Origin of the sequence: Bifidobacterium catenulatum subsp. kashiwanohense JCM 15439 = DSM 21854 (genome assembly GCF_001042615.1) — a bacterium.
GTDB classification, from domain to species: domain Bacteria; phylum Actinomycetota; class Actinomycetes; order Actinomycetales; family Bifidobacteriaceae; genus Bifidobacterium; species Bifidobacterium catenulatum.
Genome location: NZ_AP012327.1, coordinates 1,866,070 through 1,892,473, shown reverse-complemented (window position 1 = coordinate 1,892,473; position 26,404 = coordinate 1,866,070). Strand labels below are relative to the sequence as shown.

Here is a 26,404-nt window from a genome sequence, read left to right as displayed (position 1 = left end):
AACGCAGATAGACCGGTTGAAATGGGAAAAAGCGCAGAGTGTGGGGCGTTCGCCTTGGAAACGGACGCCCCACACTTCTTGTGTGGGAATTTATAGCATTCCGATCAGCCCATGGTCGTGGCCGTCGCGCGCGAAGGCTGGGATTGTGTCTATTCCGGCGTCGACAGTGATTTTCTGCCCACCTTCATACACTTTACCGGTGCGTAGATCCGTCCATGTGATGCTAGCGTTTCCGGGAAGCGTCACCTCACGCGACCTAGCTCCGGCCTCAACTACGGGGGCTACTAGGATATCAGGGCCGAACATGTATTCATCGGCGATATCAGACACCGACTTGTCTTGAGGGAACTCGTAGAAGAGTCCGCGGACCAAAGGCTGGCCATCGATATGTGCTGATTCGAACAGTTCTCGAGTGTAAGGGCGCATTTTTTCGCGAATGGCAATGAACTTTCGGAAGATTTGCTCCATCTCGGGGCCATAGCTCCAAGGCTCATTGTCGGCACCACTTGGCGAACGGTGGTCTCCGGCCGAATTAGTGATGGCCTCCTTGCCGGTTGCCGTATGCAGACTACGATCGCCATGGTTGCGCATGACCGGTAGGAAGCATGAGAACGCACACCAGCGGGCCAACAACTCCTTGAAATCGTCCGAATCAATTATCCCATCATGGAAACCGCCCATATCGGTGGTGAACCAAGGGATACCGGCCATGCCCATGTGGATGGCGCAGGTAATCTGGGCACGGAGGTCGGCGAAGGTCGAACCAACGTCTCCAGACCAAACAAGAGAACCATAGCGTTGCGAACCAGCCCAAGCGCAACGGGTGAGGTTGACGATGTCACCATCCCTCCCTATGGTTTGTTGCCCCTCGTAGAAGCCTTTGTTATAATCTCTTGGGTAGATGTTTGCCACCTGCTGGTTTGGGCCGGCGTAATATCGATAGTTGTCGAAATCGTACGTGCCGTATTCAGGTTCCGCTTCATCGAGCCAGAATGCATCAACCCCAAGCTCGGCATAATTTGTTCGGCACTTCTCCCAAACATATTCGCGAGCTTTTGGATTGGTGGCGTCATAGAACTGGCTGGGACCTTCGAACATCATGCCGACGTCTTCACCCTTATCTGCGCGCACGAGAAGGTTCTTTGACTTCATCTCAACATAATTCTCTGAGGCGAGCGCGACCTGGGGCCACACAGATACCATGAGTTTCACTCCCATGCTGTGCAGCTCGTCCGCCATAGCTTTGGGATCTGGCCAGAATTCATTCTCAAAACGGAAGTCACCCATATGCGGCCAGTGGAAGAAATCTACAACGATGAGATCCAATGGAATATTACGCTGTTTAAACCCATGGGCGACGTCTAGGAGCTGACGTTGATTCCAATATCTAAGCTTGCACTGCCAGAATCCCAGTCCCCATTCAGGCATGTGAGGAGCGTGCCCTGTGGCTTCGGCGTAATGCTTCATTATCGAAGAAGGTGTATCGCCTGTGGTAATCCAGTAGTCAATCTGCTTGGCTGATTCAGCTTGCCATTCCGTACGGTTCTTGCCGAACGTAACGTTTCCAAGTGCCGGATTATTCCACAGGAAGCCATATCCGGCGCTGGAAACCACGAAAGGAATAGATGCCTGTGAATTGCGATGCGCGAGTTCGAGAGTACAACCTTTCAGATTGAGGATGTTCTGTTGGTACTCGCCCATACCATATAGTTTCTCATTTTCCGGTGTGGTAAAGGAAGCGACGATGGAATAGTCGCCTCCGGTGATCGGTTTGAACCATCGCGCTCGAAGATTTAGTGATCCGCCAGATGGTATTTCCTGAATGAGTGGTGTACCGTCTGCCTTATAGAAGCTCAGTAAACAGCGTGGCTCTTCATATCCTGATCCGGAGTACAGGCCGCAGGATGCTTTCGCTTGAACTACAATATCGCCATTGCGTAATTCGGCGGTTCTATTGGGCTTGTCAATGGTGATACCGTAGTTGTGGCTGTCTGAGGCCTGATTGTTTTGTGGTAGCAAAGCTCCTTCTTGTTCTTGTATCTCATGCATTTTCGAGGCGCGGACGCGGACTGAATTCTTTCCCCATGGTTCGATGCGAAGGTATTCGCCGTCCCCAGTCCACAACAGTGCATCTCCATCGATAGCAAAAGTTAGTTCACTCATAGCTGGTCCTTGTTAATTATGTATTTAAGGGTTAGATTAGTCTTTCACCGCTCCGGCTGTTACGCCGGCGGCAACGTATTTCTGCGCGAAAATCAGCAACAGTGCTGTTGGTACTGAGGCCAATACTGCGGTGGCCATCATTGGCCCCCATTCTTGGTTTTGCGAACCGATAAAGTCATATAGACCCATGGTGATTGGCCTCATCTTGCCGCCACCGGAATCGAGGGTCGAAGCAAACATGAAATCCGACCATGCCCAGAGGAAAGCGAATAGCGAAGTCGTGACAATGGTATTACGGGAGAGTGGAATCACGATTTTGGTAAAAACGCCCCACTGTGATGCTCCGTCGATTTGCGCTGCCTCCACCAGCGAGCGTGGCATACCAGACATAAATCCCGTCATCAGAATCACCGCGAACGGTACCGACAAAGTGGAGTCGGCAACGATAAGTCCCGGAATACTGTCGAGAAGGCCGATGTCATTGTAGATCTGGTAGAAGCCTAGAGACATAACGACCGCGGGAATCATCTGAGCAACAATCAACAGGAAGTTCATGGATTTTGAGCCTTTGAACTCCAGGAAAACAATGGCGTATGACGAAGGTAATGCAATTGCTAGAGTCAGGATCACGCATCCTATGGCAACCAGCAATGACGTTCCTAGGTAGGGGAGCTGTGAGTTTAACGCAGAAGCATAATTTTCGAGCGTGAAATCTTTCGGAAACAGATCACCTGAACGGATGGAACGACGTTGCGTGAATGATATGTTGATCATCCAGTATACGGGGAAGAGCATAATCAGCGTCAAAATGATGCCTATAAGTGTTTTCCACCATGATGAACGATGTTTCATTTTAGTTACCTCTTCTCTTCATTTCGCTGGGCCCACAGGTAAATCAGAGCGAAAATCAGTGCTACGACAATGAGAATCGTGCCCACAACGGATGCTTCCGAATACCGGATGGTTGCTGATGTGCCCTTTCCGAAAGCCATCTCATAAGCCCAAGTTGCCAAGGTTCTCGAAGATCCAGTGCCCTTGGTCATAATCCAGATGATGTCTACTGTTCGTAACGTGTAGACGAAACCTAGCAGGAGCGTGATCATCGATACCGGCTTGAGCAACGGGAAAGTAATCTTCCAGAAGCGCTGCCAAGCATTGCAGCCATCCAACGCGGCGGCTTCATACAAGTCGCCATTGATGTTTTGCAAGCCCGAATACAGAATTACGAGGTTGAAAGGAATACCAAGCCAAATATTGGCAATGATAACCGCCCACAAGGAATGATCGGCTTGCAGCCACCAAACTGGGTCCAAACCAAATAGTTTGAGGAAATTATTAATAACACCGCTGTCGGCGTCCATCATCCATTGCCAGATCGTACCGGAAATCATTGGCGGAAGCAGCCATGGTACAAGGAATGCGCCGCGCAAAGCCGCGGAAAGTTTGAAATTCTGATTGAAGAAAACCGCCAATGCCAAGCCGATAGAGTATTGGAAAACGATAGAAGCGAAGACGAAAATCAAAGTCTGTCCGAGAATAGTCCAGAACTGTTGATTGCTTAATATTTCCTTATAGATATCGAATCCAGACCAAGGGGCATCGCCGGTCACAAAAGTGCGACGTGTGTAGCGGTGCATACTCATGGAAATATTCTGAATCAGAGGCCAAACGTAGAAGATAAGCATGTAAATAATCAGCGGGGCCGCGAAACCAATGGCGGCCAATGTGGTTGGCTTGATTCGCCTTGGTTTATCTGCGGTGATTGTTTGAGACATAGTTCACCTGCCTGTTGATGGAAAAGATGGAATGGGGCGTCTGAATATCGCAATGAATGGCGGGCAGATGCCCCAGAAAAATATGAGACCGCGAATCAGCCCTTATTCAAGGCAGCCTGTAGATCTTCAGAAAGCTGTGCAGAAATGTCTTCGTATTCCAGACCAACGTCAGTGGTACGGCCTTCAGCATTTTCTACGGCGTCAACCCAAGGTGCCCAGGCACTGTTCTCTTCCACCTGCTGCTTGCGGACGTCACTTTTGGCGGCAAGATAAACCATCTCATCATTGGTCTTCTTGAGATTATCTCCGTCAATGAGGCACTGAATGACCTCCGCGGTTGCTTTCGTCTTGTCACTGTCTTTGGTTTTCTGGGCTGGAATGGTAATGAACTCGCCACCGCTTGGAACTGGGGCTACTCCGCCATCTTTGGCTGGGATGGAAATCATCTTGTAGCCTTTCTCGACGGCCGACTCCATCTGCCATGAACCATTTTCGGAGAAGCCGTAATCGCCGCCAAGGAACAGATCCCATGCAGCAGATTGGTTGTCCGTTGCGACCGATTTCGGAGCCCAACCTTTTTGGACCCAGCCGGATACCAGATCAAGCGCATCCTGCTCGGCACTGGAACCTGAAGCGTCCTTCAATTGACCGCCGGCTCCCCAGAACCAGGGAAGGAACTGGAATGTTCCTTCTTCGCCGGAAATGCCGGAGAACGTGATGCCCTTATATCCTGCGTTTACTACTTTTTCGATGGCACTGTTGAGTGAATCCCAATCGGTAATCGATTCTGGGTCGACGCCGGCCTTATTGAGGACATCGGGGTTTGTAATACAAGCCCAATGCGTTAGTGCCGTAAGAAACGCCATATTGTACGCCGTCGATGATGCCGGGGCCTTCGATATTCTTGTCGAAACCTGAAACGTCGACTCCTGCTGCCTCGATATCCGTGACAAGTCCTGCGTCGACGGCGGTAGGCATCTTTGGATTATCAATCAGGGCGATTTGGGGCGCGTTGCCGGCCTTGACGGCTGTTGTGAGATTGTTTAATAGGTCGGATTGCGCATAGCCGATGCGTTTTACGTTATATCCCTCAGGAGCACAATTGGTAACGTATTTCGCCCATGTGCTGCTATCGTTCTTCTGAGGGTATGGGTCCCAGAATTCGATTGTTTTGGAATCTTGACTCGAGTTGCTACCGCAAGCGGCGAGACTGACTGCCGCGGCACTTGCGGCGATTAAAGCTATCACGCGCTTCATATTTGAACCGATCATTTGGTATTTCCTTTCATTAACAGCGCACCTATGCGCCGAATGATTAATTTATTGCGTTTGGGAAGTTTTAATCCCAAACTGTTGAACCGGTTAAACAAGTTAAATAATAAACCCTGATCTTTGAAAAGTCAAATCGACGAACTTAACTAATGTAGAATCCCGCGGTTGTTTTCTGTGTGTAATCTATGTAGCTGCGCTGCTACGCGGGCTCTTGGGTTAGTGGATAATCAAGATAGCGGGTGACCGTCGGGGCTTTCGGATTGTTTATTCGACGCAAAAGGGTTCCCACGGCGGCTTCTGATAGTTGCGTAATATCCGGACGCACTGCAGAGAACGATATCTTCATTGATGTTGCTAGCTGTTTCGGGAAAACGGTTACGACCTGCAAGTCATCCGGTGTTCGGAGATTCCTGCGTGCCAAAACCTGAGGGGCAACGATTGTTGCCGGCTCGTTGTGCAGTATCAGAGCGGTCGCTTTGGTGTGCGTGTCTAGTGCCTGTTCAATGAGGGGTGAAGGATCCGAATCGTCGTCTTTCGGATATTCGACATGCATTTTCAGGTCAAGACGTTTGGCGGTCTCTATCGCTGAATCCAGAAAGCGCCAAGCGTAGCCAAGACCCTGATCAAATATTGTGTGTGACCATGAAATAAGAATCACCTCTTTATGTCCTTCAGAGGCTAAGAAATTCAAGATTGACGATGCAGCCTTGGCGAAGTCGGAATCCACCGTATCCAAACCGTGTGAGTTCTTTGGCGAGCCGAATGCAACGGTCGGAATGTTTTCTTTTGCGGCATAGTTGACTCGTGGATCCTCATCTTTGACGTCCATTAGGATGAACCCATCCACTTTCTTTGACGACCATGCTTCATGCATTGCCTCGAAGCCGTCGTTCTCGCCAATGAGCAGGGTGTCGTATCCTTTCTTTGTCGCTTCTTCGGATAGCAGGTACACGTACAGTCCAAAGAGGGCTGACAGATAGTTGCCGTGAAAGGCGGGGGAGACCACACCTATTGTTTTGGTTTTTCTTACGGATAGTGCGCGGGCTGCATGGTTAACCGTATAGCCTAATTCGTCAATCGCATGTTGCACCTTAAGTGTTGTAGCTTGGGTGATCCGAGGATCTCCCGATAGTACATACGAGACTGTTGCCTTGGAAACACCGGCTGCGTGCGCCACGTCAGAAATTGTTACCATATATCACCTGCTCTCGCTCCGTCGCTTCGCTAGGTTAAGCAAATAAGCAACATGAGACAAGTTTAGCGTTATCTGTTTGCGCGCGTCGCCATGATGGTCGGCGAAAGGCAATGACTCTATTCCGCGTTTTTTTCATCCAATGGAGGCGTGGACGGCCATGCGTGCGAGTATCCGCCAAACTACTGATGTTAGTGGTTTGGATTGAGTCCGTGCTATTGGCTTGGCGTATGCCGTTGACGGTGCGAACATTGGTGAGTTTGATTCGCGTCGGTGCTTTAGGCGATTAAAAGTACTTGCGTATGAAGAAAAATACATTGAACGCCGTAAGAAAAGCACATTGAACGCCGGGGTAGGACGAAGAAGCTTGTCTGCGGCTCGCATCTCGTCTATGTATGGCAGATTCGGAGGCCTGACCGGAGACATCTCGCTTATATATGGCAGACGCATGCGGTGAAAACCTCAAAAACGTACCCCCGAAGTGGCTGTTTTCGCAGGCGACGTGCCATATATAAGCGAGAAACCTCCGGACAAGAAGCAAAATCTGCCATACATAACGCAGATAGACCGGTTGAAATGGGGATATTGCGCGAAGTGATCTCGCGCGATTGCACGCTGCGGCTACAGCAGGGGAGCGGTGCGTGGTTTTGCGGTTGAGTTTCGTACTTGCAGCTGAACGGGGAATGTCTCGAATGGTTCCTCGATGGGTTGTCCTTCGATTAGCGCCAGAGCCTTTTGTGCCGCATCGATGGCCATGTCGTATGGGCGCTGTCGAACGGTGGTTAGCTCAGCTTCTTTGGCGAAGGTGCTGTCGTCAAATCCGGTTACGGAAATATCTCCAGGCACGGAAAGGCCGCTGCGTTGAAGGCGGAAGAGCAATGGAATTGCCTGTGAATCCTGATGGAAACACAATGCGGTGGGTGGGTTGTCTTGCGCCATGATTTCGGAAATTGCCGCATCCAGAATGCTGTCGCCTTTTTGCACTGCCAAAGTGCGGGCATTCAATCCGTCAATCGCATCGCAGGCTTCTTGGAATCCGGAAATGCGGTTAAATGAGCTGAATCCCAATGTGGAGGAAAAGCTTTCATATAAATACAGCAGGTTGCGATGTCCCAGCTTGGCGAGATGCCGAACGATGAGTTTGATGCCTTCTTTGTCGTTGATACCGACAGTTGCATCGAATCCTTCGCTGGTGGTATTGATGCCGATAATCGGAATTTTTGCGGTTCCGAGACGTTTGACCTCGTCGGGGCTGATGCCGAATGAGGAAACGAATACGGCATCCGCATTGCTGCGTACGGGAAGTTCCTCGAAGAATGCGTCACGCGCTTCCGACCCCTCGATGGGGTAGATGACCAGATCGTACCCGGCGTCACGCAAAACATCGTTAAGTCCGGCAATGATTTCGGCGGTGAACCATTCGATGACGCCGCTGCCGACCAATAATGCTATGCGATAGGTTCTACCGGATTTAAGAATTCCTGCCGATCTGGAAACGCTGAAATTCAACGCATCGGCTGCGGCCTGCACTTTCAACCGTGTTGCTTCCGACACCTGTTCAGGGTGTGCGAAAGTGCGTGAGACTGTAGCGTTCGATACGCCTGCCTTCAGTGCCACATCGCCGATGCTCGCTTTCATGGTGCCTCCGAAAGTTTTTCACTGTTTGTTTCAGCCTACCATTATTGCCGTCCTCGTGGTGACAAAGTTGAAAGATGAATGAAACGGGTTACGGTACGACACGCCGTATGAAATACAATATGTGCACGCTCACAGCGGTGAGATGAAACGGGTTTCAAATGAAACCGGTTACATTTCAAAAAACCTTGAATTGCCAATATGAAACCCTTGTCGTATGCTATTGCTTGTCCGCAAGGGGCGGATGAAGGCTTACGAGGACGTAAGGAGAGATATGAAAATCAACAAAGGTATCGCAGTGGCAGTGGCGGCCTTGAGCATCGTCGGCTTGGCTGCGTGTGGAAACAGCAATGCCACCTCCGGCACAACCGATACGAAAGCCGACAAAGGGCTTGACGTTATCGGCAATAACATCACCTACGACCCCAATCATCTCGTGAACGATGGCAAGCCAATCCAGCTCGAGTACTGGAGCTGGGGCAGCAAGGGCACGGATCCGGTCTACAAGATGATTGAGTCCTACACGAAGACGTATCCGAACGTCACCATCAAAACGGTGAATGTTTCATGGGATGATTATTGGACCAAGCTGCCGTTGGCTCTGAAAGGCAAAAACGGTCCTGCCGTTTTCAACATCCATAACTCTTACGATGCGTTGATTCGTCCATACGCAGCGGATTACGATATCGACACCAAGTCTCTGGAATCCGACTACTCCACCGCATCCGTACATGAAGATGAAAACGGTAAAGTCAAGTATATCGACTCCGTGATTAACACCGGCAACATCTACTACAACAAGACATTGTGGAGCGAAGCGGGCCTCACCGATGCCGACATTCCGACCACATGGGACGAATTCATCCAGGTCGCCCAAAAGCTCACCAAGACCGACGGCAGCAAGATGACGCAGGCCGGCTTCAACTTCAACGGCGACGCCTACAGCGCCATCTACCAAGGTCTGAACTATCAGAAGGGTGAACTGCTCTTCAGCGAAGATGGCAAGAAAGCCAACTACAACAACGAAGTGACCAAAGAAAACATGCAGTTCCTCAAGGATTTGTATGACAAGTACAAGGTCGGATCCGTTGACTTCGGTAACGATTACACCCAAAGCTTCGGTAACGGCCAGTCTGCGATGATCTACGCTTGGGGCCACATGGAAGGCACGCTGAAAGAAAAGTATCCAGATATTGACTACGGCGTGTTTGCCACCCCAACCTTCTCCAAAGACACTCCGTTTGCATACGACCGTTACAACGGCGAATCCACTCCGGGCGTCAACAAGAACCAGAGCAAGGAGCAGCAGGCCGTTGCTCAGGACTTCATCAAGTACCTGCTCGCCAACGATGATTATATTCGTGAAGCGGTATCCGAACTGAATTCCTTCCCAGCCAAGACCTCGCTGCAGAACGACAAAGACATTCTCTCCAAGCCGGTCATGGCCGCCATCCAGCCGCGCGTAGACCGACTGATCTGGCCGGGACCGGCACCGTCCACCGTTGAATCCAGCGGCACCACTGCTTTCCAGAACGTCTTCCAGAACGGCATGTCCATCGATAAGGCTCTCAAGGAGGCCCAGGGTCAGATGGATACCGACATGAAGAGCTCTGACTTCACGTCAATGGAAAGCAAGTACGCTTACTTCGACGAACATAAGTAATACCGATATATCCAATCCCTTTTCCAATCCGGGCAGTCGCGGTACGATTCTTCTTCCGCGCCGCGGCTGCCTTTTATCTACGAGATACGTTCAATCTTCTTATTCGATTCGATCTGACATTCTGTATTGCGTAACAAAACGGTCGAATCGGCTCACAGAGAGGCGAGATTCAATGAAAAATAAAAATGGTGAATCTCTGGTATCGAGAATTTTCACCCTACGCAACATGGCCGTTGCCTTCTTGGTGGTCTATTTCGCCATTTTCCTGGCCTACCCAATTTTTAAAGCCTTCGCGGGCAGTTTGCATAACTGGAATCCTCTGATTGGCACTTATGATTGGGTCGGACTCGACAACTTCAAACAGATCCTCACTGACAAACTCTTCTGGACTTCCATGGGGAACACGGCGGTATTCGCAGGTGTTTCCACACTCTTCCGCATTGTGCTTGGTCTCGGCTTGGCCCTGCTGCTCAGCGCCAAACTCGTCAAATGCAAAGACACCCTCCGAGGTCTGTTCTACATGCCGACTATCACTCCGCTCGTGGCAGTCTCTTTCGTGTGGATGTGGATGTTCGACCCGCAGTTCGGCATGGTAGACAAAATCACAGGACTCGACATCAACTGGCTGCACGACACCAAATGGGCCATGCCGGCAGTCATCATCATGACCATTTGGAAGGATTTCGGCTACGCGACCGTTCTATATTTGGCCGGTCTCATGAATCTTCCTCGAGACGTGTACGAGGCGGCCGCCATCGACGGTGCCAACTCAGTGCAGATTTTCTTCAAAATCACCCTGCCGTTGCTTAAATCAACCACCTTGTTCATTGTCATCACGTCACTGATCAGCTATCTGCAGGCATACGTTCAGATTCTCGTCATGACCGAAGGCGGTCCGGGCACGTCAACCTACACCATCAGCTATCTCATCTTTGATCAGGCATTCCAGAAATACAACTTCGGCGTCGCATCAGCTCAGGCAGTTGTGCTCTTCCTGTTCACTGGTGTGCTCACCCTCATCATGTTCAAGGTTTCTGGAGATTCGGAGGAACTGGCATGAAATCACGTAAAATTGGCGGCATCATTCTTACGATTCTGCTCTTCATCGCCGCCATCATCACCATTGTTCCATTTGTTTGGATGTTCATTTCATCATTCGCGCCAAATAGCGAAATCGTCAAAGTGACCGGAGGATTATTCCCTAAGCCATCCACGATTGACAACTATGTGAGCATCCAAGAAAAGTTCAATTTCTTGCGATTGTTCGCAAACTCGCTGATCGTAGCAGTACTGAAAACCGGTATTGCAATCTACACAAGTGCGGTGCTTGGTTACGTGTTCTCTAAAATGCGATTCCGTGGTCGCAACCTGCTTTTCGGCATCGTTATGAGCACCATGATGATTCCTTGGGCAGTGACCATCATTCCGCAATACGAAATGTTCACCAACTGGGGTCTGCAAGACACCTACACGTCGCTCGTGCTTCCTGGCATGATCAGCGCATTCGGTATCTTCCTGTTCCGCCAATCCATCTCGGGAATTTCTGACGAACTCATTGAAGCGGCGAAACTCGATGGCGCATCCGAAACCAGAATCTTCCATAGCATCATTCTGCCAATGAGCCATAACACCATCGCGGCGCTCGCCATCTTCACCTTCCTGTGGAATTGGGAAGACTACCTGTGGCCATTCTTGATGATTACCGACGAAAACAAGCAGCTGCTCGCTGTCGGTCTGAAGGCCTTCAACGGCCAATATGGCACCGATTACGGCGGATTGTTCGCAGCAACTTCGTTGGCAATTGTTCCAGTGATCATTGTGTATATGATTTTCCAGAAGCAGTTCATTGCGGGCATTGCGACTGGCAGTGGTAAGTAAGGTAGGAGCGGTATGACAAACAACGCATCAGATAACGCAACCGGCACGGTATTCGTCGACTATATGCGCAAGGCACGTCCGAAAATGCGAGAATCGTCGGTTTTACAAGGGGATCATTGGAGGATTGGCATTCTAACGGAATCGCTGATCCGCTTCGAATGGTCAGACTCCGGCGAATTTGAAGACAATCTCACGCAAATGGTAGTCAACCGCGATTTTGGCGCCGACCCGCAATTCACGGTGACGCATCGCGACGGACTGCTCATTGTTGACACCCCCGCGCTGTATGTGACGTACGATGGCAAGCCGTTCAGCAAAGAAGGCTTGAGCGTGGTCGTCAAGGGCGTGGCCGACACCCAGTTCAATACGTGGTATTACGGCGACGAGCCGAAGCATAATCTCAAAGGCACCGCGCGCACGCTCGACGAGGCGAACGGCGAAATTCCTCTGGACGATGGTGTGATTTCGCGAGACGGTTGGGCGGTACTCGACGATTCCGCCGCAAACGTGATCGTGGAAGCGCATGAAGTGAACGGCAAACCGAATCCGCTTGGTGCATGGGTTATGCCACGCGATCACGCGGAAACCGACTTCTACTTCTTTGGCTACGGCCGCCGCTACACCGAAGCGGTGCAAGACTTCTACAAGCTGGCCGGACCAACGCCTCTGCTGCCGCGCTTCGCACTCGGTAATTGGTGGAGCCGCTACTACCGCTACACGCAAGACGAATACCTGCAGCTCATGGACCGGTTCAAGCGCGAAGGCATTCCGTTCACCACATCCGTGATTGACATGGACTGGCACCGCGTGGACGATGTCGATCCGAAATACGGTTCCGGTTGGACCGGCTATTCGTGGGATAAGCAGCTGTTTCCCGATCATGAGGCGTTCTTGCGCGACTTGCACGAGCGTGGCTTGAAAGCCACGTTGAACGTGCATCCGCGAGACGGCGTGCGCGCGTTCGAAGACGACTATGAGGCGGTGGCCAAACGTGTCGGCATCGATCCCGCAACCGAAGAGGCGGTGGAATTCGACCTGACGAATCCGGATTTCGTAAGCGCCTACTTCGACATGCATCATCGTATGGAAGCCGAAGGCGTTGACTTCTGGTGGCTTGACTGGCAGCAGGGCGGTGTGACCCGTCAGCCGGGACTCGACCCGCTGTGGGTGCTCAACCACTTGCACTACCTGGATTCCGGGCGCTACGCGACTTCTTCCGAACGCAATGTAAATGAGAACTGCGAATGCGAAAAGTGCGCCGAGTCGGGCGCTCGCGATGAGCATGAAATGCATGTCGAGCAATCCAAACGTAACGTGAGTTGCACGGAACGCAACAACCGTTGGCCGCTCACCTTCTCGCGGTATGCTGGCCCGGGTTCGCACCGCTACCCGGTTGGCTTCTCGGGAGACACCATTGTTACGTGGGAATCCTTGCAGTTCCAGCCGTATTTCACTGCTACCGCGTCGAATATCGGCTACGGATGGTGGAGTCACGATATTGGCGGTCATATGTGTGGCTATCGTAACGAACATCTGGAAGCCCGTTGGTACCAGCTTGGCACGTTCAGCCCGATCAATCGCCTACATTCCAGCAATTCGCAGTTCATGGGTAAGGAACCGTGGAATTTTTCCGCGGAAGTGCGCGATTCCATGGTGGGTTCGCTGCGACTGCGCCATATGATGCTGCCGTACCTGTACACCATGAACTATCGCGCCGCGTTCGAGGGCATGCCATTGGTGGAGCCGATGTATTGGGCGGATCCGAACAATCCGCAGGCGTACGAGGTGCCGGATGAATTCCGTTTCGGTACTGAGCTGCTGGTTGCACCAATTGTTTCTGACAATGACGATTCCGCGCAGCTGGGTAGCACGGAAGTATGGCTGCCGCAAGGCGAATGGTATGACTTCTTTGACGGTCGCCGTTACGTTTCGGCAGGGAAGTCTGGTCGTCGTTTGGAAGTGTGGCGTGCGATCGACCGTATGCCGGTGTTTGCCAAGGCTGGCGGTATCGTGCCGTTACAGCAGCTTGGCGAGGGCAATAAGGTGAATGAGCTGGGCAATCCGGAGTCCCTGCAGGTGCTGGTGTTCCCCGGTACGAACGGTTCGTTCACACTCAAGGAAGACGACGGTTCTGTGGCTTCTGCTGCTTCCGGCTCTGCATCTGCCGAGTCTTGCGATGGCCAAACTCATGTTGCCGATACGTGCATGAGCTTCGACTGGAAGAATGCGGGCAATGCCACGCAGTTCACCGTCAACCCGGTGGAAGGCTGTGCTGAAGCCATTCCGGCACAGCGTAACTGGGGGATTGTGTTCCGTGGAGTTGCGCAGCCAGACACGCAGAACGTTCGTATCGAAATTGACGGTAAAGCTTGCGATACTGCAGAAATTACATACGATCAGCAGACGTTGAGTCTGTCGGTCGTTGTGCGCGACGTGCCGTCTGCCGCACGCTTGGATGTTACGATTACAGACGGACTGCAGATTGCCGAGAATTCAGTCGAACAGGACGTGCTTGACGTGCTCTTGCATGCGCAAATGCCGTACATTTCCAAAGAGCATGCGATGCAGGCGATTCGTGAGCAAGGAGTGCGTGCGCTTGGGGCTCTGCGCACCTTCGATACCGCGCCCCGTTTCAGCAACGAGCTGTTCGTCACATCCGGCATGCCCGATTCGGTGATCAGCGCCTTGGAAGAAATCCTCCTTCGAAGCTGATTCTGGGAGTACCGACATCCATCACCCTTCTATGCCATTCTAGGGTGGTGGATGTTACTCGGGGGGGGGGGTGGGTGTAATCTGCCCTAGAAGGATGGAGTGTAAGAGCTAGACTGAAGGGATTGGACATGCGAGGGAACTCCTGCGATTCGGATTCAACGTCAAAGACGGAGGAAATTCATATTGTTTCCTCTAACGCATGGCATCAGCAGCGGGCGCATGTTCAGGATCAAGCTCAAAACGTTTCACAGTTTGAACCGATGACATTCTCGAACACGCCGTTTCCCGTTGATGGGGACGGGCATAGCCGCATGAGAGCCAAGAAGCAGGTCGTTCCGGGGTGGAGGTATTCGTTCGTTGCCTGTCTGGTAATGGTCGACCTTGCCGTCATGCTGGTTTCTCTCGCGTTCAGCCTGTGGGCAAACAATTCTGCATATGAAGCCATCGGTAGTGTCATGCCATTCTGGCTATTTCTTGTTTGCTTCAGTGCCATCTGGGTATTGAGCCTTACGATCGTCGGTGCATACCATAGGCATGTGATGGCGGAAGGCTATGAGCTGTACGCGAAGATCATCAACGCTTCGCTGCTCACTATTATCACGTATTGCTCGATTGCGTTTATTTTCAAACTTACGCTTCCACGAACGGCGCTTATCATTGCCCCGATCATCGCGTTCTTTCTGGAAGTGATTGCCCGTTGGCAGATGCGTCAGTGGTTGCATCGCAGCCGCAAAAAAGGTTCTTACAAGTATAAGACCGTGGTGATTGGTTCTTCCGACGGTATTAACCGTGCGTTGCGTACCATGCAGGATTATTCCAATTGGGGGTATTCGCCGGTCGCAGTATGCCCGATCGAAGCTGACGGCAGCAAGAAAGATGCGTATGTGGTCACTTCGTTCGAGCCGGACCCCACCATTGAGGGTGCCGACATGCTGAAGGTGATTCCGTTTAATTCCGCGTTTCCCCGCACGTGCGAAAGCCTTTGCGCTCAAGAAGTGTACGTTGCCGACGTACTGTCTCGTGATTCCGAAATGCTGCATGGTATCTCTCTTGCAGTGGAATCTTTGGGCATGGAGCTTGCCTTGGCTGTGTCTTTGGCTGATGTGAGCGGGCACCGCTTGTATTTGCGTAATACTGCTGAGCAGCCGGTGTTGTTGGCGAGTCTGCCGCAATACACTACTGTTACTGCTGTGGTGAAGCGTGTCGTTGACATCATAGGTTCGGCTTGCGCGTTGTTGATTTCTTCGCCGATTATGCTTGGTGTGGCTATTGCCATCAAGCTCGATGATGGTGGCCCGGTGTTTTTCTCTCAGCAGCGCGTCGGGTTACATGGTAAGCCGTTCACCATGTACAAGTTCCGTTCCATGGTTACCAATGCAGAAGAGTTGAAGAAGAAGCTTGCGGAAGAGAATGGCCAGAGCGATCGCTTTATCTTCAAAATGAAGGATGATCCACGTATTACGAAGGTCGGCCATTTTATTCGTAAGACTTCGTTGGATGAGTTCCCTCAGTTCTTTAATGTGTTGAGAGGCGATATGTCTTTGGTTGGGCCGCGTCCGGCGTTGCCTGACGAGGTTGCCCGCTATGGCTCCTTGTATTCCACGCGTTTGCTGGTGAAGCCCGGCATTACCGGTCCGTGGCAGGTTTCCGGTCGTTCGGATCTTTCGCAGGAGCAGAGCGAGTATTTGGACGTTTCGTACATCGAGAATTGGTCCATCGCTGGAGATCTCGCGATTCTTGCGAAGACCGTGCTCGTAGTTTTCCGCGGTACCGGTTCCTACTAAGCTGCGTATTGCGTTGCATAAACTCGAAAAATCGCTTCCCTTTCTAGTAGAAAGGGAGGCGATTATTTTGCTGAGATTAAGTCAGTTTTGGTGCTTGCTCTTCTTTCGGCTTTGGCTCTTCTTGCCGCCCTCGTCGTAATAGTAATAGTAGTTGCCGTTCGAGGAGCTGGGAGCTACGGACTCCGCGGTGCGCTGCACCATGAAAAGCTTCACCGGCGACTCTTTGCTGGAAGCGTGCAGCGACTTTTTCACCACATTACTCAAGGATTCCGCCACGCTGTTAGCAATGTCGGAATCCTGCTTTGCGACGGGATTCCATCTTCTTTGATTGCGTTTGCGATGCTGTAACCGTGTAGTGTATGTTCCATTTCAATTGGAGTGTAAAAAGTACCAAGAAATGGCGAAATTTCAATGAAAATTGTTGCTGGGGAAACATTTAAAAAATGAAAATGATTACAAAAAGTGGTTGCGCGAGATGGCCTCATTAAGTTTTTCCGTATTATGTTGTGTTCTTAAAAATACGGATATGTATTCCCTAAGATTCGATTCGTTTTATTGCCGACAATGAGGTACAGTATTTTACGTAGTTATTTACAATAAAGGAGGGATTTACATGTCCGTTCTTGATGGTTTCAAAGAAGTTGGCGAAAGAACGGGTGGCAAGTTGACCATGACGGTCATGCTTGAATCTGTTCGTTTTTCCAAGGGTGTTTCCGAAGTGCTCGGCCGTCCGGAATTCGTCAAGCTGCTGGTGAATTACGAGCGTGGCAAGTTCGCGATCCAGGTGTGCGACAAGAACGACGATTTCGCGGTTCAGTTCAACGATCCGAACGCTGATCGTCCGGCTTCCGTGACCACTCGCAATCTTGACCTGCTTGTTGCAACGCAGAAGTTCTTCACTTTCCCAGAAGTGCCTGCAGACAAGATCGCCTACTTTGCCTTGGAAGGCGAATATCACAGCGATGAGCGCGTGATCCTCTTCGACGCCAAGAACGGGGTTCGTAGCGGCACCGTCGGTAAGCGCGGTCCGAAGGCCGGGCATGGCGGCCGCAAGCGCAGGAAGATCGACGATGTCAAGGAAGCTACGGTGATTGGCGCCAACAACGCTCTGTGAAACCGATAGTATCTTGGTGATATCTCGAATCACAATATAGTTTGAGCCCCGTAATATCTTCGAATATTACGGGGCTCAAACTATATGCGCTGAATTACGTAAATTGAATATTAATCACCAATCATTGTAAACATTTCAATACGAGCATTGCCATCTGATCGTGCTGAAATTAGCGTGACGAAGCATATCAGTAGCAGTGGTTGGCGAGCCAGTACGAATAGGCTCCCTGGATGGAACCGTAACGCTGCGCGCAATAGCCCCAGAACCACTTGAGCTGGGTCTGATAATTGGTGGCCCAATCGGCACCCTCGCTCACCATCTTGCTACCAGGCAATGCCTGGGGCAGGCCATAGGCGCCCGAACTCGGATTCGTTGCGGTGACACTCCAACCGGACTCGTGAGTGATGATGTATACGGTGGCGGTGAAATCGGCTTCGGTGTAGCCGTTCGACAGCAGATAATCGTGAGCCCACTGCTGCATTTCGCCCGCCGGCACAGTGGTGCCGATTGACGTGGAAGCGTTGGAGGACGACGACGAAGCGGAGCCGGTGCCGACGAGAATGACCTTGTCGGCCGGAGCCTTCTTCACATACGAGCTGATCATGTTGGAGGAAACCACGGTGTCGCCAGACTTGGTCACGAGGTTCGTGGTTTCCATCACGCCCTCTTCGCCTTCCGTCTCGACCTTCTCCTGGCCTTCCGGCAGGCTTGAGGTTTCCTTCTTGACGACATTGAAGCCGATGGCGGTGTCGGCAACCTCGACGCTTGCGCCGGCACGCTGAATGGTGATCACGGTTTTCTCATCGACCTTGGTGGTGAGTGAGGGGGAGACCGTGTCTTCCGGTTCGAGTGTGATGTCACCCGCGTCAAGCACGGATTTCACGTCGGTGAAATTGGTGCCGGGCACCACGCGCGACTTGCCGTTGACTTTCACGGTAACGTACGAGGTGTCTCCATTAAGCAGCTCGCGGGCATTACCACGAGACGCCTCCGCGGAATCTGTGACGGAGAAAGCTGTGGCCTGATTGGTTGTATTCTGCTTCGCGGACGTGTAAAGATTGCGCGACACAATGCCGCCGGTAGCCAACAGGCCCACCGCCGCGACCGTTGCGGCGATCTTCACCAGCGAGGACTTGCTCGGCATGACGAAGGTAGATGATCGGGCGTGTTTGCTGTGGTTAGCCATTCTACTCCTATACGCGCGTTCAGATCCTCGACGAATTCACGCATGCTCGGCATGCGGCGCGCTGCCACACGGGGCTTCGCCGGAAAGCGCGCATCTAATGGATGAGTTTACCTCACGCCATGGAAACCGGGCGGGCGTATATGTAACAGGCGGGCAAAGCAATCGTAAGCAACAGGTACGCAAAACAAAAGGTGCCGTTGATGCTTACCATCGAACGACACCTTTGAAATCATTGTAATTTTTAGCCTACTCTGCTTGCGCCTCAGCCTCTTCGGCAGCGGCCGCGTTGACGTCCAACGCCTTGGCCTGCGCAATCAGATCGTCCAGATCCGACGCACGCAACGCACCGGCCTGCTGGAACACAATCTGCTGATTCTTGATCACCATCAACGTCGGCACAGCCTGTACCTTGGCCGCGGAAGCGAGATCCGGATTCTGGTCGATATCGACCTTGGCGAAATAAATGTCAGAATTCGCTTCGCTCGCCTTTTCGAACGTCGGGCCGAATGCGTGGCACGGACCGCACCAGGTCGCCCAAAAATCCACGAATACCAGATCATTGGATTCCACAATCTGATTGAAATCCTTGGAAGTGACTGCATGCGTTGCCATGATTGCTCCTTGCTGTTCGTGCCATCGACGCGCGTGACGGGCTACGCCCTTCGTATGCGATTGCTTTGAAGTATATAACCGTGCCCCAACCCTACGTATTCCCGGCATGCGCAAGATCCGCTATCAGAGGAATCGTCTTCCAGCGCATGCTTTTCCAGCCAATTCACACAAGATGCGTGATAATGGGACTATGCCAGTGATGAATGATGAAGTGCCCGACAAGGGCGATTTCGATGCAGGCCGCCGTCGCGGAGAATTCGACGACATCACGCCGGAGGATTTCATCCGTGGAATAGGAAACCCTCCAGGATGGCTTGCTTCCGACGAAATCAACCGTATGCGCGGTGAAATGCCGATACCATACGTGCTCGTGGTGCCGGTGCGCACCGACGATCTGGGACGCGTCTCACAGGTCGGATCGCTGCTGCGTGTGTCTGACGACGGCCGCATCGAACGAACGCTGATCGCCGGCCGCGTGCTCTACCACGAATCGTTGCGTGAGGCCGTGGCGCGCAATATCGCCAAGGATTTGGGAGATATCGCGCTGCCGCAGTTGCCAGTGAGCCTACAGCCGTTCACCGTGGCTGAATTTTTCCCGACGCCCGGACTGTCCGACTATTTCGATTCCCGCCAGCATGCGATCGCATTGTGCTATGTGGTGCCGATTGCGGGCGATTGCAAGCCGCAGGACGAGACGCTCGACGTGGAATGGGTCAATCCGAACAGTGAGATCCTCGACACTTTCGTCAACCAGATGAGCAACGGATATGGCACGATTGTGCGTCAGGCGATCGCGTGGACCGGCAAATAGGCTGCGAATACATGCAACAACAGGGGAGAGCAACGAAGGAACGCATATGACGATCGAATTGCATAACAACGTGTATTGCGAGGGTGAGGGGATTCCCGTGGTACTGGTGCACGGGTTCCCCGTGGACCACCGCATGTGGAACGAATGCGCGGATGCGTTGAAAACGACCACTGCGGAACATGGCATGAAACAGTTCCCGATTTGGGCTCCCGACATGCCCGGCGCAGGAGAAGGACCGATTCCTTCCGACGAGAACAGTGGAGGCAAAGACGCGGACGGCGCTTTCCCCAATGGTTTGGACCGCATGGCCGACGCTTACGTCGACCTGTTGCACGCTGCCGGATACGACAAGGCGATTTGGGTGGGTCTTTCAATGGGCGGCTACCTGATTCTCGACATTCAGCGCTTGCACCCCGGAGCCGTCGCCGCACTGGCATTATGCGACACGAAGGCTGCCGCTGATTCCGAGCAGATGCGTGCGAAACGCATCGCGATCGCCGAGGAATGCGAATCGACAGGCACACACGAGCCGGTTATGGGATTCGCCGCCGCCACGCCTGAGGATTCAACCATCAAACAGTCGGACGCCTACCGCGAACAGTTCACTGCATGGATCAACGAGCAGCCGGCCGAAGGTATCGCCTGGCGTGAACGCATGGCGGCTGGGCGCCCGGACTTGAACGATGTGCTATCAACGATTACAGCGCCGGTCGCGGTGATCTGCGGCGACAAGGATCCGTCGAGCCCGCCGAGCGTGATGGCACCGATCGCCGATGCGATGACGGCTACGAGCACGGATATGACGGTGGTGTTTGATTGCGGTCATTTCAGCGCTTATGAGCATCCGCAGGCGGTCGCCGACGCGCTGCTTGCATTGGTGCGCAGAGTGCAGTAGACGATATTCCCGCAACTGCCGTCAATAGCGCAATCAGATATACAAAAAATATAAAGAAAATACGATGTATATAGAGAAATATATCTTCCATATATCGTATTCAAGGAAAGAAGCAATCGATGAGCGTGTTCTCGCCACTGGCGCTGACTCAGTCACTGCCGTTCCTGCCACTTGCACAAGGCGACATCGACTATGAGGTTTCAAGACGCGACGAACCCGACCTGTTCGACACGGTGCTGCTGGAACCTGCCACGAAAGTCATTCTCGTCAAAGACGGCATGGTGGCGGTGCCACGCGGACAAGGCGCCATCGCGGACTACGCCAACGTGCACATGCGTTTGGCGCAGCTGCCCGGAGCCTACGTGACGACGGAACTGCACACGCATCCGACGGCGCTCGCCATATTCCTCGGCTCATATGGTGGCAATCGTGACGAGCATGTGGTGGCCGTTGATGTGTCTCGTGTGAGGGCTGCGGAGCCGATGGCTGCGAGCAGCGAGCATATGGGAGCGGACGACGCGTTCGACGAACCGCGTGAGCCGGAAGAGAAAACGTCGAAATCGCTGTTGGAAAACGCGGCGGAACGATTCGACTGGGTTGACCTGCGTGGCTTCGCCCCGCATGCCAGCGCACGCGAAGCAGGCCAGGCCACAACGGCGATCTCGCTGGGCGTATGGCATGCGCGTCAACGCCATTGCCCCACATGCGGCGCCCCGACCGAACCCGCGTTGGGCGGATGGGCGCAGCGGTGCACCAGCGAAGCGGATGGCAAACGGCTGCTGTTCCCCAGGGTGGAGCCGGCCGTTATCACGGCGATTGTGGACCATGAGGACCGTCTGCTGCTGCAGCACAACAGTGCATGGCGCAATACCGGCCTGTATTCCGTGTCCGCAGGCTTCGTGGAGGCGGGCGAGAACCTGGAGCACGCATGCCGGCGCGAAGCCAAAGAGGAGGTCGGCATCGAACTGGGCGAACTCAAATATTTGGGATCGCAGCCATGGCCATTCCCAGCCTCGCTCATGATGGCGTTCAAAGGCGTGGCCGATACCACCGACGTGCATGTGGACGGCGACGAGACTCTGCAGGCGCGTTGGATGACCCGAGACGAATATATGAACGAGCTGGTAGCAGGGCGTATGGAATCCCCCGGAAAGGCCACCATCGCCCGCTACATGATCGAAGAATGGCTCGGCCACGATCTGCCATAACAAGTTTCGGTACAGCGCTATGGGAAATGCACGTGATTGACGTAGAATGAGCTTTCATGAGTGAAGAAAACGACAACAAGCCGAATCTGGACGTTCCCGAGCATCTCGAATACTCCGACGAGCATGTGTGGGTGGATGCTTCCACCGAACCGGCCATGGTGGGCATCACCGAATATGCGGCCGACCAGCTTGGCGAACTCGTATACATCGATCTGCCGGAAGTCGGCACCGAAGTGCAGGCCGGCGACGAAGTGGCGGAATTGGAATCCTCCAAAGCCGTTACGCCGTTGGTCACTCCAGTGGCTGGCGTAATCCGCTATGTGAACAGCGAAGCGGCCGACGATCCGGGCATCGTTACCGGTGACCCGTATGGTGAAGGCTGGATTTTCAAAATCGAGCTTGAGGATGACGAACCGGGACTGCTTTCCTCCGAGGAATACGCCAACATCGTGGCGGAATAAACGGCTCAGCAACCGTCTAGAAACATCTAGAAACAGGGAACCGCATGCGAAATCAGGTATGAAATCGTTACCGTTCCCTGAATAATCCCTGATTTTCACGGCTGGGACACCAGGCAGTTCGGCAATCGCCTTTATAGTGGGGATATGACCGAACCACAGCCGTTGCCCCAGCGTGAACCGGATGCCATATCCGAAGATGACATGCCGACCGTGCCCATTCCCGCACGCAAGGTGGTCACCACCTTCGATGCCGCTTCGAAACATGAGCGCATCGAAGTCAAGCCTCCGCTGACACAGCTGTTTCGCCGTGCCGTTACCAAGACCTTCGGTGGTTGGTTGAAAATCTCCACGCTAGTGGTGCGCAATTTCAACTGGTATCCGCGCGTGGAACCGTATGTCGGTTATGGTACCGAACATTACTCGCGCCTGATCTGCCGAACCGTGTACGGGCCCTTTAAACGCCAGGCTGGCCGCCTGACCCGAGGCATCCGCGCTATGCTCACTATCCCCTCGCCGCATACGAAGGTGCGCATCGCCATCGACGGCGTGCCCCTCGAAACCGTGCAGGTGGGGGCGTCGGAAGTGTATGACGAAGTGGATGCGCAGCGCAATGTTTCCAGCGAATTCGCCGCATCCGATTCCGCAGGCTATCTCGATCTCGTGGCCGAACATTTGCTCGAACCCGGCGTGCACGACGTGTCGTACAAGGTGCGCAGCCGCAAACCGGTCAAAGCCAACCTGTTCACCATTCCCAGTGGCACGAAAGTCGGTGTGATCTCCGACGTGGACGACACCGTCATGGTCACGCAGGCGCCAAGCCTGATGAAAGCGGCCTACAATCTGCTGCTGCTCGATCCGAAGAAGAAAATGCCGGTTGCGGGCATGAACCTGCTGTTCAACCGCATTGCGGACATGTTTCCGGACGCCCCGTTCTTTTACCTGTCGACGTCGCCGTGGAACGTGGAAAGCTCGATTAGGCATTTCATCGCCGACCATGGGTTCCCGGAAGGACCGCTGCTGCTGCGTGACCTCGATCCCCGCCCGAAAACGTTCATTCCTACCGGAGTGCAGCACAAACTCGAGTATGCCGAACAATTGATGGCTGATTTTCCCGATATGAAGTTCATTCTGATCGGCGATGATGGGCAGAAGGATCCGACCACGTACGCCACGATCGCGCGTCGGTATCCGGGTCGTGTGCTTGCGATCGGCATTCGGCAGCTGTCTCCACGCGAGGCCGCCGGTAATCTCGGCACCGTTGCGGGGCGTGCGTCCACGCAGCCGATTCCAGTCACCGACGTTCCTGTATTCACGGGAACGACCGGATCGAATCTGATGAGAACCATGTTGCCGTTCCTGAAACAACAGCTGGGCGTCTGACGTTTTTCTTTCAACTTACAGCAAGGGGGATGAGCGTTGCGCTGGATTGGGGCCGCGATGCCGGTATAATCGCCTGCATGACTGATTTTCGGGGTGAACAGGGCGCAACGCGCGCGCGGGAAAGCGGCAAGAGCCGTCAGGGCCGTCTGGACGAATGCGGGATGCCGATCGCGAAACGCGTGCCAACGGAGCGCGTGTTCCACGGCGACACCTTCATCGACGAGTACGAATGGCTGCGCGACAAGGAATCGCAGGACGTGCAGGATTACGTCGCCGCACAGAACCGATATTGCGAACAGCGCATGGAAGCGTTGAAAAACTTACGCACCACATTGTTCGACGAGTTCAAATCGCACGTACAGGAAACTGATATGTCCGTGCCGACTCGCATGGACGGCTACTGGTATTTCACACGTACCAAGGAAGGCCAGCAGTATGCGGTGCAATGCCGTGTGCCGATTCGAGGCGCAGACGATTGGGATCCGCCGACCATTGAGATCGGCGTGCCCATGGATGGTGAGCAAGTGGTGTTCGACACGAATGCCGAAGCGCAAGACCACGATTTCTTCCGCGTCGGCGGCATGGATATTTCCAAAGATGGACGTTGGATGTTGTACGGCACTGATACCAGCGGCGACGAACGTTACGATTTCCGTATTCGCAACATCGAAACCGGCGATGAGCTGCCGGAAGTGTTCGAAGGCATCGGCGGCGCCTGCTTCACACCGGACGCGCAATGGGTGTTCTATGTGCTGCTCGACGACGCATGGCGTCCATATGCGGTGATGCGTCACCGCGTTGGCACTCCCATCACCGACGATGTGGAGGTGTATCGCGAACAGGACGAACGATTCTGGGTGGGCATCGGCCTGTCGTTCGACGAACGCAATCTGGTAATCTGCACCGGTTCGAAAACCACCACCGAAGTGCTGCTGCTTTCCACCGACGATCCGGAAGGTGAATTCCGTGCGTTCATTCCGCGCGAGCCGGATGTGGAATACGATGTGAGCTTCAGCCGTTTTGAAGGTGCCGGCGAGCACGGCGAGGACATCCCGCTCGCTGTGGTCTACCATAATGCGTTGAACCCGAATTTCGAAATCGATGTGATCGACATGCGTTTGCATGAGCCCCCATACCGTTTGGGCGAGGGTGTGCGTGTGGCCGTTGGCTCGCCGTACGGATGCGAACATGGTGACGATGTCGAACCGGGCGCTTCTTCGATGCCGATTGGCACGCCGTATTCGAATCCTTGCAATCCCGCCATTTTGCAGGGTGCGCACGGTCTTGGCATCGAGGGAATTTCGATTCACCGGCATTATGTGGCGTTGCAGTACCGTGCGGAAAGCCTGGCGCATATCGCGGTGATGACGAAGGATGCGGCCGCGGAGGATTTTCTTGCAGGGCGACCGTGGCGGTTCACCGAGTTGGTTCCGCACGCGTTGGAAGGCGATTGGGATGTTGACGAGTCGGTGGACGAGATCAACGTGGAGCGTGCCGAAGTGTGGGGCGCGCTCGACCAGTTGGCCGCTGCGCAAGGCGAAGGGTCGGCTGTGCATGGGATTTCTCGCAAGGCGATGACCTCGTCGGATGGTGCGACCGCCGATGCGATGCCGGGGGAGACCAGGCGCTTGTATTCGATCGGTCTGGGAGGTAATCCTTCATATGATGCGCCCCGTATACGCTACTCGTTCGCCAGTTACACGCGCCCCGGCGAGCTGCATGATATCGATCCGGCAACCGGCGAGGATCGCCTGTTGAAGCGTGCCACCGTGCTTGGCGGATTTGAACCGCGCGAATATATGGAGCGTCGAGTGTGGGTTACCGCTCGCGATGGTGAGCGCATTCCCGTTTCCTTGGTGTGGCGTCGTGATGTGCCTGCTTGTGATTCGGCGATGTTCGTTACTGGTTATGGCGCGTATGAGATCAGTTCGGATCCGGGATTCTCGGTGTCTCGTATCAGCATGCTTGATCGTGGTGTGCTTTATGCGGTGCCGCACATTCGCGGCGGCGGTGAGATGGGTCGTGCTTGGTATGAGCAGGGGCATTTGCTCAATAAGAAGCATTCGTTTGAGGATTTCGTTGATGCCGTTCGTGCGTTGCAGCGTGCCGGTTTGGCGTCGCCTGTTCGCACGGTGGCCGATGGTGGTTCCGCCGGTGGCTTGTTGATGGGTGCTGTGGCGAATATGGCTCCTGAATGTTTTGCCGGTATTGAGGCGGATGTGCCTTTTGTGGATGCGTTGACGTCGATTCTTGACCCGTCGTTGCCGTTGACGGTTACGGAGTGGGATGAGTGGGGCGATCCGTTGCATAATGCGGACGTGTACCGGTATATGAAGGAATATACGCCGTATGAGAATGCGCCGGCTGATGCCAATGATGCTCGGGTTGCGGTTTTCCCGAAGATTTTCATCACCACGTCGATGAATGACACGCGTGTGCTGTATGTGGAGCCGATGAAATGGTTGGCTCGCCTGCAGCGTGCCGGTGTGGATGCTGTGGCGAAGATTGAGGTCGAGGCCGGTCATGGGGGTACGTCCGGAAGGTACAAGCAGTGGGAGGAGATCTCCTATGAGAATGCCTGGTGCCTTGGCGTGATGGGTATTACCAGCTGATTAGGTTGTGCGATTTGTGAGATTCGTATGATTCATGCTTTTCGTGTGTTT

General features: G+C 53.5%; 22 protein-coding genes. 12 read left to right on the top strand and 10 right to left on the bottom strand.

Annotated features, from left to right (window positions below):
- Nucleotides 1–90: 90 nt before the first annotated feature.
- The 7 genes from BBKW_RS08045 to BBKW_RS08020 form a co-directional block, all read right to left on the bottom strand.
- The gene (locus BBKW_RS08045) at nucleotides 91–2,163 is read right to left on the bottom strand and encodes a glycoside hydrolase family 31 protein (RefSeq protein WP_033501664.1); all 2,073 of its coding nucleotides are present in this window, start codon (nucleotides 2,161–2,163) and stop codon (nucleotides 91–93) included.
- Between the two features lie 36 nt (nucleotides 2,164–2,199).
- Nucleotides 2,200–3,015 carry a carbohydrate ABC transporter permease gene (locus BBKW_RS08040; RefSeq protein ID WP_033501663.1) on the bottom strand — a complete coding sequence of 272 codons (816 nt, stop codon included), beginning with the start codon at nucleotides 3,013–3,015 and terminating at the stop codon, nucleotides 2,200–2,202.
- A gap of 5 nt (nucleotides 3,016–3,020) precedes the next feature.
- A complete protein-coding gene (locus BBKW_RS08035) occupies nucleotides 3,021–3,938 on the bottom strand; it encodes a carbohydrate ABC transporter permease (protein ID WP_033501662.1) in 918 nt (305 codons plus the stop codon).
- A 95-nt stretch (nucleotides 3,939–4,033) separates the two neighbouring features.
- Complete coding sequence (locus tag BBKW_RS08030; protein ID WP_269446978.1) at nucleotides 4,034–4,804, bottom strand: extracellular solute-binding protein; 771 nt, start codon at nucleotides 4,802–4,804, stop codon at nucleotides 4,034–4,036.
- Nucleotides 4,743–5,210: an extracellular solute-binding protein gene (locus tag BBKW_RS11155; RefSeq protein WP_253073111.1), complete on the bottom strand. Its 468-nt coding sequence runs from the start codon at nucleotides 5,208–5,210 to the stop codon at nucleotides 4,743–4,745. The genes BBKW_RS08030 and BBKW_RS11155 overlap by 62 nt, the downstream gene beginning before the upstream one ends.
- A 199-nt stretch (nucleotides 5,211–5,409) precedes the next feature.
- The gene (locus tag BBKW_RS08025; RefSeq protein ID WP_231858471.1) at nucleotides 5,410–6,387 is read right to left on the bottom strand and encodes a LacI family DNA-binding transcriptional regulator; all 978 of its coding nucleotides are present in this window, start codon (nucleotides 6,385–6,387) and stop codon (nucleotides 5,410–5,412) included.
- 636 nt (nucleotides 6,388–7,023) lie between these two features.
- Entirely contained in the window at nucleotides 7,024–8,040 is a 1,017-nt protein-coding gene (locus BBKW_RS08020) for a LacI family DNA-binding transcriptional regulator (RefSeq protein ID WP_033501660.1), read from the bottom strand.
- Between the two features lie 271 nt (nucleotides 8,041–8,311).
- Here BBKW_RS08020 and BBKW_RS08015 point away from each other — a divergent pair, with 271 nt between their 5' ends.
- The 5 genes from BBKW_RS08015 to BBKW_RS07995 all read left to right on the top strand — a co-directional run bounded on the left by BBKW_RS08015 (nucleotide 8,312) and on the right by BBKW_RS07995 (nucleotide 16,074).
- Nucleotides 8,312–9,700, top strand: coding sequence for an extracellular solute-binding protein (locus BBKW_RS08015; protein ID WP_033501659.1), 1,389 nt, complete (start codon nucleotides 8,312–8,314; stop codon nucleotides 9,698–9,700).
- Between the two features lie 172 nt (nucleotides 9,701–9,872).
- Nucleotides 9,873–10,760 (top strand): carbohydrate ABC transporter permease, encoded by an 888-nt coding sequence (locus tag BBKW_RS08010; RefSeq protein WP_033501658.1) that lies wholly within the window; start codon nucleotides 9,873–9,875, stop codon nucleotides 10,758–10,760.
- Nucleotides 10,757–11,578: a carbohydrate ABC transporter permease gene (locus BBKW_RS08005; RefSeq protein WP_004221224.1), complete on the top strand. Its 822-nt coding sequence runs from the start codon at nucleotides 10,757–10,759 to the stop codon at nucleotides 11,576–11,578. Before BBKW_RS08010 ends, BBKW_RS08005 begins: the two co-directional genes overlap by 4 nt.
- 12 nt (nucleotides 11,579–11,590) lie before the next feature.
- The gene (locus BBKW_RS08000; RefSeq protein ID WP_033501657.1) at nucleotides 11,591–14,290 is read left to right on the top strand and encodes a glycoside hydrolase family 31 protein; all 2,700 of its coding nucleotides are present in this window, start codon (nucleotides 11,591–11,593) and stop codon (nucleotides 14,288–14,290) included.
- A 128-nt stretch (nucleotides 14,291–14,418) separates the two neighbouring features.
- Nucleotides 14,419–16,074 (top strand): sugar transferase, encoded by a 1,656-nt coding sequence (locus BBKW_RS07995; RefSeq protein WP_048349538.1) that lies wholly within the window; start codon nucleotides 14,419–14,421, stop codon nucleotides 16,072–16,074.
- An 81-nt stretch (nucleotides 16,075–16,155) separates the two neighbouring features.
- Here BBKW_RS07995 and BBKW_RS07990 read toward each other — a convergent pair whose 3' ends face one another.
- Nucleotides 16,156–16,350, bottom strand: coding sequence for a hypothetical protein (locus tag BBKW_RS07990; protein ID WP_048349537.1), 195 nt, complete (start codon nucleotides 16,348–16,350; stop codon nucleotides 16,156–16,158).
- A 337-nt stretch (nucleotides 16,351–16,687) separates the two neighbouring features.
- Between BBKW_RS07990 and BBKW_RS07985 the strand changes: the two genes are divergently transcribed.
- Entirely contained in the window at nucleotides 16,688–17,188 is a 501-nt protein-coding gene (locus BBKW_RS07985) for a hypothetical protein (RefSeq protein ID WP_033501655.1), read from the top strand.
- 187 nt (nucleotides 17,189–17,375) lie between these two features.
- Here the strand turns inward: BBKW_RS07985 and BBKW_RS07980 are convergent, their stop codons facing one another.
- Nucleotides 17,376–18,374, bottom strand: coding sequence for an aggregation-promoting factor C-terminal-like domain-containing protein (locus BBKW_RS07980; RefSeq protein ID WP_033501654.1), 999 nt, complete (start codon nucleotides 18,372–18,374; stop codon nucleotides 17,376–17,378).
- 246 nt (nucleotides 18,375–18,620) lie between these two features.
- On the bottom strand, nucleotides 18,621–18,986 hold the full coding sequence (gene trxA / locus BBKW_RS07975) for a thioredoxin (protein ID WP_033501653.1): 366 nt from the start codon (nucleotides 18,984–18,986) through the stop codon (nucleotides 18,621–18,623).
- Nucleotides 18,987–19,176: 190 nt separating this feature from the next.
- Here trxA and BBKW_RS07970 point away from each other — a divergent pair, with 190 nt between their 5' ends.
- From BBKW_RS07970 to BBKW_RS07945, 6 genes are all read left to right on the top strand, one after another.
- Complete coding sequence (locus BBKW_RS07970) at nucleotides 19,177–19,797, top strand: NUDIX hydrolase family protein (RefSeq protein WP_033501652.1); 621 nt, start codon at nucleotides 19,177–19,179, stop codon at nucleotides 19,795–19,797.
- Between the two features lie 46 nt (nucleotides 19,798–19,843).
- A complete protein-coding gene (locus BBKW_RS07965; protein ID WP_033501651.1) occupies nucleotides 19,844–20,692 on the top strand; it encodes an alpha/beta fold hydrolase in 849 nt (282 codons plus the stop codon).
- A 119-nt stretch (nucleotides 20,693–20,811) separates the two neighbouring features.
- A complete protein-coding gene (nudC, locus tag BBKW_RS07960) occupies nucleotides 20,812–21,900 on the top strand; it encodes an NAD(+) diphosphatase (protein ID WP_033501650.1) in 1,089 nt (362 codons plus the stop codon).
- A 56-nt stretch (nucleotides 21,901–21,956) separates the two neighbouring features.
- Nucleotides 21,957–22,361 carry a glycine cleavage system protein GcvH gene (gcvH, locus tag BBKW_RS07955; protein WP_033501649.1) on the top strand — a complete coding sequence of 135 codons (405 nt, stop codon included), beginning with the start codon at nucleotides 21,957–21,959 and terminating at the stop codon, nucleotides 22,359–22,361.
- Between the two features lie 144 nt (nucleotides 22,362–22,505).
- Nucleotides 22,506–23,741 carry an App1 family protein gene (locus BBKW_RS07950; RefSeq protein ID WP_033501648.1) on the top strand — a complete coding sequence of 412 codons (1,236 nt, stop codon included), beginning with the start codon at nucleotides 22,506–22,508 and terminating at the stop codon, nucleotides 23,739–23,741.
- Between the two features lie 161 nt (nucleotides 23,742–23,902).
- Complete coding sequence (locus BBKW_RS07945) at nucleotides 23,903–26,353, top strand: S9 family peptidase (protein WP_193564547.1); 2,451 nt, start codon at nucleotides 23,903–23,905, stop codon at nucleotides 26,351–26,353.
- The last annotated feature ends 51 nt before the right edge of the window (nucleotides 26,354–26,404 follow it).

What these genes read in the sequence shown, in the direction of transcription:
- BBKW_RS07950 (WP_033501648.1), top strand. Translation starts at nt 22,506, where the DNA reads ATGACCGAACCACAGCCGTTGCCCCAGCGTGAACCGGATGCCATATCC.
- BBKW_RS08005 (WP_004221224.1), top strand. Translation starts at nt 10,757, where the DNA reads ATGAAATCACGTAAAATTGGCGGCATCATTCTTACGATTCTGCTCTTC.
- BBKW_RS07995 (WP_048349538.1), top strand. Translation starts at nt 14,419, where the DNA reads ATGCGAGGGAACTCCTGCGATTCGGATTCAACGTCAAAGACGGAGGAA.
- BBKW_RS08045 (WP_033501664.1), bottom strand. Translation starts at nt 2,163, where the DNA reads ATGAGTGAACTAACTTTTGCTATCGATGGAGATGCACTGTTGTGGACT.
- BBKW_RS07985 (WP_033501655.1), top strand. Translation starts at nt 16,688, where the DNA reads ATGTCCGTTCTTGATGGTTTCAAAGAAGTTGGCGAAAGAACGGGTGGC.
- BBKW_RS08010 (WP_033501658.1), top strand. Translation starts at nt 9,873, where the DNA reads ATGAAAAATAAAAATGGTGAATCTCTGGTATCGAGAATTTTCACCCTA.
- gcvH (WP_033501649.1), top strand. Translation starts at nt 21,957, where the DNA reads ATGAGTGAAGAAAACGACAACAAGCCGAATCTGGACGTTCCCGAGCAT.
- trxA (WP_033501653.1), bottom strand. Translation starts at nt 18,986, where the DNA reads ATGGCAACGCATGCAGTCACTTCCAAGGATTTCAATCAGATTGTGGAA.
- BBKW_RS07980 (WP_033501654.1), bottom strand. Translation starts at nt 18,374, where the DNA reads ATGGCTAACCACAGCAAACACGCCCGATCATCTACCTTCGTCATGCCG.
- BBKW_RS07965 (WP_033501651.1), top strand. Translation starts at nt 19,844, where the DNA reads ATGACGATCGAATTGCATAACAACGTGTATTGCGAGGGTGAGGGGATT.
- BBKW_RS07970 (WP_033501652.1), top strand. Translation starts at nt 19,177, where the DNA reads ATGCCAGTGATGAATGATGAAGTGCCCGACAAGGGCGATTTCGATGCA.
- BBKW_RS08030 (WP_269446978.1), bottom strand. Translation starts at nt 4,804, where the DNA reads ATGGCGTTTCTTACGGCACTAACGCATTGGGCTTGTATTACAAACCCC.
- BBKW_RS07945 (WP_193564547.1), top strand. Translation starts at nt 23,903, where the DNA reads ATGCCGATCGCGAAACGCGTGCCAACGGAGCGCGTGTTCCACGGCGAC.
- BBKW_RS11155 (WP_253073111.1), bottom strand. Translation starts at nt 5,210, where the DNA reads ATGATCGGTTCAAATATGAAGCGCGTGATAGCTTTAATCGCCGCAAGT.
- BBKW_RS08000 (WP_033501657.1), top strand. Translation starts at nt 11,591, where the DNA reads ATGACAAACAACGCATCAGATAACGCAACCGGCACGGTATTCGTCGAC.
- BBKW_RS08015 (WP_033501659.1), top strand. Translation starts at nt 8,312, where the DNA reads ATGAAAATCAACAAAGGTATCGCAGTGGCAGTGGCGGCCTTGAGCATC.
- nudC (WP_033501650.1), top strand. Translation starts at nt 20,812, where the DNA reads ATGAGCGTGTTCTCGCCACTGGCGCTGACTCAGTCACTGCCGTTCCTG.
- BBKW_RS08040 (WP_033501663.1), bottom strand. Translation starts at nt 3,015, where the DNA reads ATGAAACATCGTTCATCATGGTGGAAAACACTTATAGGCATCATTTTG.
- BBKW_RS08035 (WP_033501662.1), bottom strand. Translation starts at nt 3,938, where the DNA reads ATGTCTCAAACAATCACCGCAGATAAACCAAGGCGAATCAAGCCAACC.
- BBKW_RS08020 (WP_033501660.1), bottom strand. Translation starts at nt 8,040, where the DNA reads ATGAAAGCGAGCATCGGCGATGTGGCACTGAAGGCAGGCGTATCGAAC.